This window comes from Kitasatospora sp. NPDC127060 (assembly GCF_042724935.1).
Lineage (GTDB): Bacteria > Actinomycetota > Actinomycetes > Streptomycetales > Streptomycetaceae > Kitasatospora.
On sequence record NZ_JBHXEG010000060.1, the window covers coordinates 49,393 to 59,092 of the forward strand.

Annotated in this window: 6 protein-coding genes; 4 read left to right on the forward strand and 2 right to left on the reverse strand. The window is 72.0% G+C overall.

Features of this window, described 5'->3' with window-relative positions:
* Positions 1 to 437: 437 nt before the first annotated feature.
* Complete coding sequence (locus ACFWIS_RS28260) at positions 438 to 1,196, forward strand: TetR/AcrR family transcriptional regulator (protein ID WP_380460038.1); 759 nt, start codon at positions 438 to 440, stop codon at positions 1,194 to 1,196.
* 46 nt (positions 1,197 to 1,242) lie between these two features.
* Here ACFWIS_RS28260 and ACFWIS_RS28265 read toward each other — a convergent pair whose 3' ends face one another.
* The gene (locus ACFWIS_RS28265; protein WP_380460040.1) at positions 1,243 to 2,880 is read right to left on the reverse strand and encodes an amidohydrolase; all 1,638 of its coding nucleotides are present in this window, start codon (positions 2,878 to 2,880) and stop codon (positions 1,243 to 1,245) included.
* A gap of 43 nt (positions 2,881 to 2,923) precedes the next feature.
* Positions 2,924 to 4,342, reverse strand: a complete 1,419-nt coding sequence (locus ACFWIS_RS28270) for an APC family permease (RefSeq protein ID WP_380460048.1) — start codon at positions 4,340 to 4,342, stop codon at positions 2,924 to 2,926.
* A gap of 262 nt (positions 4,343 to 4,604) precedes the next feature.
* On the opposite strand from ACFWIS_RS28270, the gene ACFWIS_RS28275 reads away from it, so the two are divergent.
* From ACFWIS_RS28275 to ACFWIS_RS28285, 3 genes are all read left to right on the forward strand, one after another.
* Positions 4,605 to 6,530: a glycoside hydrolase family 5 protein gene (locus ACFWIS_RS28275; RefSeq protein ID WP_380460042.1), complete on the forward strand. Its 1,926-nt coding sequence runs from the start codon at positions 4,605 to 4,607 to the stop codon at positions 6,528 to 6,530.
* Positions 6,531 to 6,687: 157 nt separating this feature from the next.
* Positions 6,688 to 7,197, forward strand: a complete 510-nt coding sequence (locus tag ACFWIS_RS28280) for a signal peptide protein (protein WP_380460044.1) — start codon at positions 6,688 to 6,690, stop codon at positions 7,195 to 7,197.
* Positions 7,198 to 7,681: 484 nt separating this feature from the next.
* Positions 7,682 to 9,520 (forward strand): phospholipase C, encoded by a 1,839-nt coding sequence (locus tag ACFWIS_RS28285; RefSeq protein WP_380460046.1) that lies wholly within the window; start codon positions 7,682 to 7,684, stop codon positions 9,518 to 9,520.
* The last annotated feature ends 180 nt before the right edge of the window (positions 9,521 to 9,700 follow it).

The following is a 9,700-nucleotide window of genomic DNA, read 5'->3' on the forward strand; positions in this document are numbered from 1 at the left end:
AAAGAGCCCACATGGCCCGCCTACAGAAGCGAGCCCACAGCGTGGCCTGAAACCGCCGTGATTAACGTGAGCTTAAAGGGAATTCACCCAACCGGGTGGCCGAACGTGGAACTTTGATGACCTGTCAGACGTATCCACCACGGCCTGCCTGACGAATGGTCACCCCAGCGGTGGCCCCACCAGCGGGAATCCGACTCCGGGCACGCTCTTGACACGAAACAGGCGCCATGTCGACAAAGCCGCTCGACCACGGAGGGTGACCGAACCTCGAACTGCACTACGAATGCCCCGGGAATTCGGCACAGCCTGCACAGAACCGTCCACGATTCATTCCAACCCACCAGCCCCAGGAGCAACGTTCGCCCGGAGCCCACCGGCCACGAATGGCGGCGCACGCCCCTGTCCACCGTCAACACCGCTGACATAACCTGCGGGGCATGAGCGAACGCGTGGTCCCCGAGCCCCAGCGCCGCCGGCGGCGCCCCACCAAGCAGGGCGTCGTGCTCTCCCGGGAGCTGATCATCGACACCGCGCTGCGACTGGTCGAACAGCACCGCGCCGACGCCCTCACCGTCCGACGGCTCGGCGCCGCCCTCGGCGCGGACCCCAGCGCCGTCTACCGCTACTTCCACAGCACCGACGACCTGCTGCTGGCCATCGCCGACGAACTCATCGGCCGCGCCCAGGCCGGCTGGCGCCCCACCGGTGACTGGCGCGCCGACCTGCGCGCCATCGGCCTGCGGATCCACTCCGCCTACCTCGCCCACCCCCAGGCCGCCCTGCTCGCCGCCCACCGCACCACCGGCCGCACCCACGAGACCGCCGCCGTCGAGCGGATCCTCGGGGTGCTGCGCACGGCCGGCTTCCCCGATCCGGAGGCCGTCGGCATCTACCACGCCTTCGTCGACCAGAGCCTCGGCTTCGCCGCCCTCGACGCCGCCGCCCTCGCCCTCCCGGCCGCCGCGGCCACCGCCGACCTCCAGGTCTGGCAGGCCTCCTACGCCCGCCTCGACGCCACCACCCACCCCCACATCGCCGCCACCGCCCACCTGCTCACCACCGACATGCGCCGCAGCGGCTACCCGTACGCCCTCGACCTGCTCCTCGACGCCGCCGCGGCCCGGCTCGCGGCGGCGGTGGCGACGGGCGCGACGGGGGCGACGGGGGCGACGGGGGCGACGGGGGCGACGCGCTGAGCGGGCCGCGGCAGCGTCGAGGAGCGATGGGGCGCGCGGTGCCCGGCTACTCGGCGACGTACACGGCCGCACCGCCCACGTAGGTGCGCAGCACCCGGGCGTCGGCGATCCCCTCCGGGTCGCCGGTGAGGATGTCGCGGTCCAGCACGACGAGGTCGGCGAGGTGCCCGACCGTGAGGGTGCCGGCGCCGTCGTGGCCGTTCACGTGGGCGGAGCCCGCGGTGTACGCGGCGAGGGCGGAGGGCAGGTCGAGGCGCTGCTCGGGCAGGAAGACCCGGCCGTCGGTGGCGCCCGGTTCCATCCGGTTGACGGCCACGTGGAGTCCGGCGAGCGGGTCCGGGCTGCTCACCGGCCAGTCGCTGCCCGCCGCCAGGGTGGCGCCCGCGCGCTGGAGCGCGGCGAAGGGGTACTGCCGGGCGGCGCGTTCGGGGCCGAGGAAGGGGATGGTCAGTTCGTCCATCTGCGGCTCGTGGGCGGCCCACAGCGGCTGGATGTTGGCGATCGCGCCGAGGCGGGCGAAGCGGGTCAGGTCGTCCGGGTGGACCACCTGGAGGTGGGCGAGGTGGTGCCGGGTGCCGCGTCGGCCGTTCGCCGCCCGGGCGGCCTCGACGGCGTCCAGGGCCTCGCGGACGGCCCGGTCGCCGAGCGCGTGGAAGTGCACCTGGAAGTCGAGGGCGTCGAGTTCGGTGACGTATCCGCACAGGGCGGCCGGATCGACGAAGCTGAGGCCGGAGTTGGCGGTGGCGCAGCCGCAGGCGTCCAGGTAGGGGCTGGTCATGGCGGCGGTGAAGTTCTCCGCGATGCCGTCCTGCATGATCTTCACCGAGCCGGCCCGAAACCGTCCTTGGCTCAACTCGGCACGCCGCGCGACGAGTTCGGGGATCTGCTCGGCGCCGCGCTCGCGGTCCCACCAGAGCGCGCCGGTCACCCGGGCGGTCAGCGCGCCGGAGTGGGCGGCGGCCAGGTAGGCGTCCGAGGGGTCCGGCTGGCCGTTGAACTCGCCGAGCAGGGCGTCCTGCCAGCCGGTGATGCCGAGCGAGTGCAGCAGCCGCTGGGCCCGGAGCAGTCCGGTCAGCCGCTGGGCGGCGGTGGGCGGCGGCACCAGCCGGGCGACCAGGGCGGTGGCGCCCTCCTGGAGGGTGCCGGCGGGGGTGCCGTCGGGTTCGCGTTCGATCCGGCCGTCGGCCGGGTCGGGGGTGTCGCGGGTGAGGCCGGCCAGTTCGAGGGCCCGGGTGTTGGCCCAGGCGCCGTGGTGGTCGCGGTTGGTGAGGTAGACCGGGCGGTCCGGGACGACGGAGTCGATCAGCTGCCGGGTGGGCAGGCCGCCGTCGAAGCTCTCCAGCGACCAGCCGCTGCCGGTGATCCACTCCTGGTCCGGGTTGGCCTCGGCGTAGGCGCGGATCCGCTCCAGGTACTCGGTCACGCCGACGGTGCCGGTGAGGTCGCAGGCGGCGGCCTCGACGCCGCCGAAGACCGCGTGGACGTGGGCGTCCTGGAAGCCCGGCAGCAGCAGTTTGCCGGTGAGGTCCACGACCTCGGTGCGCGGTCCGATCAGTTCGCGGACCTCGTCGTGTCCGACCGCGGTGATCCGTTCGCCGGTCACGGCCAGGCCGGTGGCCCGGGTGCGGGCGGCGTCGCCGGTGTGGACGGGGCCGTGGGTGAAGACCAGGTCGGCCTCGGTCATGGGTGGTGCTCCGTTCTCGGTGGTGCTCAGGGGGGAGGGTGGGTCAGGCGCTCGGGTCGAGGAAGTACGGTGAGCGCCGCCGCCAGCGGGCCCAGGCCGCCGAGGGCAGTCCGGTGACGATCATCATCGCCACCACCGTCAGCTCGAACCAGCCGTTGTCGGCGGAGAGTTCGAAGTGGTCGGTGGAGTCGTAGAAGCTCCAGGCCAGGTACCCGCCGACGGCGAGCAGGGCGGCCGCGCCGAGCAGCGGGCCGACCACGGCGCGCAACCCCTGCCACGGGTCGGTCCGCAGCAGCCCGCGGAAGCGGACGGCGGCGGCGACGGCGGTGAGCGCGTAGTAGAGGGCGACGATGATGCCGATCGCGTTGACGGCGGCGGAGATCAGGTCGTTGACGGTGGGGATGGCGATCGAGGCGAGGGCGAGCAGCACGGCGATGCCGGTGATCAGCAGGGTGCCGACGGCGGGGGTGGTGTGCCGGGGGTGCAGCCTGGTCCAGACCGGGCCGAGCACGCCGTCGCGGCCCATCGCGTACATCCCGCGCGCGGTCGGGATCACCGAGGACTGCAGCGAGGCCACCGCGGAGAAGGTCAGGGCGATCAACGGCAGTGCGGCGAGCGGCTGGTGGGCCAGGGTGGTGCCGAAGTAGGTCAGTCCGTGGGCGCCGTTGTCGGCCAACTCGTCGAGCGGCAGCACCCGTTGGAAGGCCGTCCCGGCGAGCAGGAAGAGCAGCATCATCACCACCAGGGCGAGGAAGCCGCCCCGGGAGGCGTCGCGCGGCTCCCGCACCTCCTCGCCGACGCTGAACACCGACTCGAACCCCCAGTAGCAGAACACCGCGAGCACCATGCCCTGGGCCACGGCGTCGAAGGAGGGCAGGTCGAAGGGGCTGTACCACTGGAGGGAGAACGGCTGGTCGCCGGCGAACAGCCCGTAGCCGCAGAAGCCGAGCAGCACCGCGTACTCGAAGACCAGCAGCGCCTTCTGCAGCCGGGCGGCGAGGTCGAGTCCGCGGACGGCGACGAGGGCGGCACCGACCAGCACGACCAGGCCGAGCAGGGTGCACTGGACGGTGGAGTCGGCGTCCAGGCGCAGGCCCGCGACGCTGCGCAGGTGGGCCTGGTCGAGGAGTTGGATGACCGCGGAGCCGGTGACGGTGGTGGTGTAGGCCATGAAGACCACCGTGCCGACGGTGTTCACCCAGCCGGTGAGGAAGCCCAGCCAGGGGCTGAGGGTGCGGCCGACCCAGCGGTAGCTGCTGCCGGCGTCGGGTTCGACCGCGTTCAACCGCCCGTAGCCGCCCGCGATGGCGAGCACGGGCAGGAAGGCCAGCAGCATGATCGCGGGCAGGTGCAGGCCGACGACGCCTGCCATCAGGCCCAGGCCGATGCCGATGCTGCTGGTGGCGGCCGTGCTGGAGGCGGCGATGACGGCGCCGTCCAGCAGGCCGATGGACCGGTGCATGGCGCCGTGGCCGGCACCCGTTCTCGGGCCGTTGCCCGTGTCGTCCTTCACCGTCGATGCCAACGGGTCACCGCCTTCTTCGTGGGGGGCGTGGGGGTGGGGCGGGGGAAGTGCGAGCCATGAAACCGGTGGGTTCGTTTCACGTCAATGCCGTTGTCATAAGGGCGCCCAGCCAGCCCGCACCGCCCGCACTCTCGTCCTGAACAGTTGTTTTGACGTACCGTCGACAATCCCTGCCCCTGTCACCCTCGCCGGAGCATCCGTGATCCCCATCCGTAAGGCCCGCACCGCCGTGCTCGCGGTGGCGGCCCTGCTGGCCGCCCTCGTGAGCACCGCCCCACCCGCGCAAGCGGCAACCGCCACCACCACACCGGTCCTCAGCGGCGCCCAATTGGCCGCCTCCTGGACCGGCCCGCTGAGCACCCGCGGGCGCTACGTCGTCGACGCCAACGGCGACCGGTTCAAGCTCAAGGCCGGCAACTGGGCAGGAGCCCAGGGCACTTGGGAGGGCAGTGGCTCGACCACCGACCCGGCGGACAACCAGGCCGGCCAGGTGTCGTACGACATCCCGCTCGGCCTGGACCGGGCGCCGATCGGCCAGATCCTGGCGGGCTTCCACGGCCTGGGCCTGAACGCCGTCCGGCTACCGTTCGCCAACGCCCTGATCCACGACACCACTACCGTGCCGGACGTCGCCGTCGCCGCCAACCCGCAGCTCAAGGGCCGGACCCCGCTCCAGGTCTACGACGCCGTGGTCGCCGCGCTGACCGCCGACGGCTTCGCGGTCATCCTCAACAACCACACCACCAGCTACCGCTTCTGCTGCGGCCTGGACGGCAACGAGCGCTGGAACAGCGGCCAGAGCACCCAGCAGTGGGAGGACGACTGGGTGTTCATGGCGAACCGCTACGCCTCGAACAAGCGGGTCGTCGGCGCGGACCTGCGCAACGAGGTCCGCCGGGACACCTGGGACGACCCCAACTGGGGCCTGGGCGACGCCCACGACGAGTACGGCGCCTTCGAGGAGGCCGGAAACCGGATCCTGCGGACCGACCCGGACCTGCTGGTCATCATGGAGGGCATCAACTGGTACGGCATCCCCGCCGCCGGATTCTCCCACGGCCGGCCGATGCTCACCCCGGTGGCGACCCTCTCCAACACCCTGATCCGCTCCGACAAGCTGGTCTACGCCGCCCACTTCTACGCCTACACCGGCCCGGCCAACACCGGCGCGGGCAGCGGCCCCGGCTCCACCTCCGACCCGCGCTACGAGGACTTCACCCCCGAGCAGCTGGCCCAGGTGGTGGACCAGGAGGCGCTGTTCGTCACCCGGTCCGGCCAGCACTTCACCGCCCCGGTCTGGGTCAGCGAGTTCGGCGCCGGCGGGCGCGGCTCCACCGACGCCAAGGAGCAGGCCTGGTTCGACCGCTTCACCGACATCCTGGCCGCCAATGACACCGACTTCGCCGTCTGGCCGCTGGTCGGCTGGCAGAACAACGGTGTCCCCAACGACACCTGGGCGCTGCTCTCGTACGACGGCGCCGGCCGGCAACTCGGCCTCAACGACCCCGGCGACTGGCGCGCCGCCGACTGGCACAAGCTGATCGACGCGCCCTCGTACACCGGCCAGGTCGCACCGGTCACCCGCTGGAACATGCTCGACCTCGACCACGGCGACCAGAACGTCTCCGCCCGGATGCTGGCCCGGCCCGACTGGAGCCCCGGCAACCGCAAGGGCGTCTGCCCGGACGGCCAGCGCCTGGCCGGCCTCGGCCGCGGCAGCAGCCGCGGCCTGTGCACCGACGCGGGGCAGCCCGCCTTCGGCGTCGGCGACTGGGTGACCGTCACCGACCAGCGCTACGTCACCGGAGGCGACTGGGCCTCCGGCTACGACAAGCTCCAGTGCCCGGACAGCACGTTCGCGGTGGGCTACAGCGTCCACAGCAACGCGATGTCCGCCCTGCTCTGCGCCCCGTCCGCCACCTCCCTGCCCGCCGCCGGCCGCACCGTCTGGTTCGACCGCGGCGACAACCGACCCGCCGCCGGCGGCTCCACCGCCAGTGACTGGGCACCCGGCTCCTACAAGGGCCAGTGCGCCGACGGCGAGTACGTGGCCGGCGTCGCCGACACCTGGAGCCGGCTGGAGTACGGCGTCCCGGACGCGCTGCTCTGCCGCCCGCTGGGCTGACCTCCGAGGGCGGGCACGTGCCCGGCGGATGCGCCATCCGCCGGGCACGTGCAAGGTGGTGGAGTACGAACCGCCCGGCCGGCGACCGTCCGTGGCCCCGCGGACACCGTCCGCCGGGCCACCGGCCCCCAGCCGCCCCTCGACCGAAGGAGGCGCCATGCCGACCAGGACGATCCCCCGTCGGGCTCTGGTGCTGACCGTCGCCGCCCTCACCGTCCTGCCCGCCGCGGCGATCAGCGCGCCCGCGCAGGCGGCCTCCGCGCCCCCGGCCACCGCAGCCGCCACCTCCGGTGCGGCCGCCGCACCGGTGCGCTTCGTGGACCTGCCCGACTCCGCGCTGCCGACCGACCGCGCGCCGCACCGGCTCACCTTCCGTTACCGCAACGACACCCCGACGGATCAGACCGTCGCCCCGCAGATCCTGCTCGTATCCCCCCAGCAGGGCCCCTTCCTGGGCACCTCGGACTTCCGGCTGGAGATGCGGGGCACGGACGGCCGCTGGCACACCGTGCCGCTCGCCAGCCAGACCGGCACGCTGTACACCGCGCTGGTCCCGGCGAAGATCGTCCTGCACTCCGGCCACACCCTCACCGAGAGCTACCGGCTCACCGCGCTCCACGGGCCCGCCCGGGGGACGGTCGAGCCCCGGATCGCGATCTACGCCTGAGCCGGCGGCCGGCCGCCCGGGGTGCGCTGACCGTCGTGGCGGCCCGCTCCGGGCGCTGCCCGGAGCGGGCCCGGCTGCTCCGGCTCCGCAGATGGCTCGGCCAACTCAGACGACTCGGGTGACTCAGGTGACTCGGCCAGCCCCTCCGCGACCCCGGCGCGGGCAGCCGGCCGGCGGTGACTTCGGCCACGGTTTCGCGCCGTCCCCGGTCTCCATCTCCCCGCCCGGACGGAAGCGACATATGTGGCCGGAAAGCACTGAAAGTCGTCCCGCAATGGCCTGATTCGAGCGACATTCATCGGACTTGTCTGCCCGGCGGCAGCCCTGATGAAGAGTTCCGTACCTCGGCGATTAACCGCGTGTTCACATGCACTCGTCAACCGTGTTCACCGCTACGCTCTAGCGTCTAGCCGCCGCGCCGCTCGTGCTACGCGCGTCACGGCCCCAACTTGACACGTATGACGATGACGTCCGAGGAACCGACATGCACGCAGTTCCCAGCCGCAACAGGTGGCTCCGCTACGGCGCCGGCCTGATCGGCGCGGCCTCGCTGACCGCCTTCGGCACCGCGCCCGCCGCCTTCGCCGCCGACGGCCCCCAGACCGCCACCCCGATCAAGCACCTGGTGGTGATATTCCAGGAGAACGTCTCCTTCGACCACTACTTCGGCACCTACCCGAACGCGGCCAACACCGCCGACGACAAGGTGAAGTTCACCGCCAAGCCCGGCACCCCGAAGGTGGACGGCCTCAGCGACGACCTGCTGCACAAGAACCCGAACCGGAACAACCCGGTGCGGCTGACGCCCTCCCAGGCCGTCACCTGCGACCAGGACCACACCTACAAGGACGAGCAGCTCGCCTTCGACGGCGGCAAGATGGACAAGTTCGTCGAGCACACCGACATCGAGAGCTGCAAGGCCCCGATGTACACCGCGCCCGGCCTGGTGATGGACTACTACGACGGGAACACCGTCACCGGCCTCTGGAACTACGCCCAGCGCTTCGCGATGAGCGACAACTCCTTCGGTACCAACTACGGGCCCTCCACCCCCGGCGCGCTCAACCTGGTCTCGGGCCAGCTGCACGGCGGCTACCCGGTCGACCCGAAGACCGGCAAGCAGACCACCGACGCCTACGTGGTCGCCTCCCCGGACGCCAAGGGCATCGGCACCGTCATCAACGACCCCGACCCGGGCTACGACGACTGCTCCAACCCGGCGCACAACCAGCTCGTCATGACCGGCAAGAACATCGGCGACCTGCTCAACGACAAGGGCGTCAGCTGGGGCTGGTTCCAGGGCGGCTTCAAGCCGACCGGCACCAAGGACGGCAAGGCCGCCTGCGGCGCCACGCACAACAACATCGTGGGCGCCCCGCAGACCGACTACAACCCGCACCACGAGCCCTTCCAGTACTACAAGTCCACGGCGAACCCGCAGCACCTGGCGCCCAAGACGGTGGACGAGATCGGCCACGACGGCCAGGCCAACCACCAGTACGACCTGACCGACTTCGACGCCGCCGTCCAGCACGGCAACCTGCCGGCCGTCAGCTACCTCAAGGCCGCCAACTACCAGGACGGCCACGCCGGTTACTCGGACCCGCTGGACGAGCAGCACTTCGTCGTCGACACCATCAACAAGCTGCAGAAGTCCAAGGACTGGGCCTCCACCGCCGTCGTCATCGCCTACGACGACTCGGACGGCTGGTACGACCACAAGTTCGCCGAGCCGGTCAACGGCTCGCGCGACGCCGCCAACGACAGCCTGAGCGGCACCGGCCAGTGCGGCAAGGACGCCGGCTGGGGCGGCTACGCCGACCGCTGCGGCTTCGGCCCGCGCCTGCCGCTGCTGGTGGCCTCGCCGTACGCCAAGGCCAACTTCGTCGACCACACCCAGACCGACCAGACCTCGATCCTGCGCTTCGTCGAGGACAACTGGAAGACCGGCCGGATCGGCGACTACTCCTTCGACGAGCACGCCGGCTCCATCGAGGGCATGTTCGACTTCAAGAACCCGCAGCCGGCCACCCTGATCCTGGACCCGGCCACCGGCCAGCCGGTCGGCGGCGACACCCCGAGCGGCCAGCCCACCGGCGGCACCGCCACCACCCCGGCCGGCCCGGCCACCTCGGCCACCTCCAGCGACGCCACCGGCAGCACCACCGTCGCCGGCGCCACCAGCAGCGTCTCCGGCCCGCCGCTGGCCGAGACCGGTGCCAACTCCAACACCGGCCCGATCGCGGCCGCAGCCGTCGCCCTGCTCGCCGTCGGCGGCGGCGCGGTCTACCTCGCGCGCCGCAAGCGCGGCCGCCGCGCCTGACGCCGTAGCGCCGAAACGACGACACCGCCGGGCCCTCGAAAGCGAGGGCCCGGCGGTGTCCGCCTTTCCCCCCCGCCCCCAGAGCCCTTGGGTTCTAGCGTTCGTTGCAACACCCCAGCTCAGGGGATGCAATGGACTTCGAGATCCGGGACCGCCAGGTCAGCCAGGGGCGTAGGAAGC

Excerpts from the sequence above, each read along its gene's own strand:
- ACFWIS_RS28280 (WP_380460044.1), top strand. The coding sequence starts at position 6,688 with ATGCCGACCAGGACGATCCCCCGTCGGGCTCTGGTGCTGACCGTCGCC.
- ACFWIS_RS28260 (WP_380460038.1), top strand. The coding sequence starts at position 438 with ATGAGCGAACGCGTGGTCCCCGAGCCCCAGCGCCGCCGGCGGCGCCCC.
- ACFWIS_RS28285 (WP_380460046.1), top strand. The coding sequence starts at position 7,682 with ATGCACGCAGTTCCCAGCCGCAACAGGTGGCTCCGCTACGGCGCCGGC.
- ACFWIS_RS28270 (WP_380460048.1), bottom strand. The coding sequence starts at position 4,342 with ATGCACCGGTCCATCGGCCTGCTGGACGGCGCCGTCATCGCCGCCTCC.
- ACFWIS_RS28265 (WP_380460040.1), bottom strand. The coding sequence starts at position 2,880 with ATGACCGAGGCCGACCTGGTCTTCACCCACGGCCCCGTCCACACCGGC.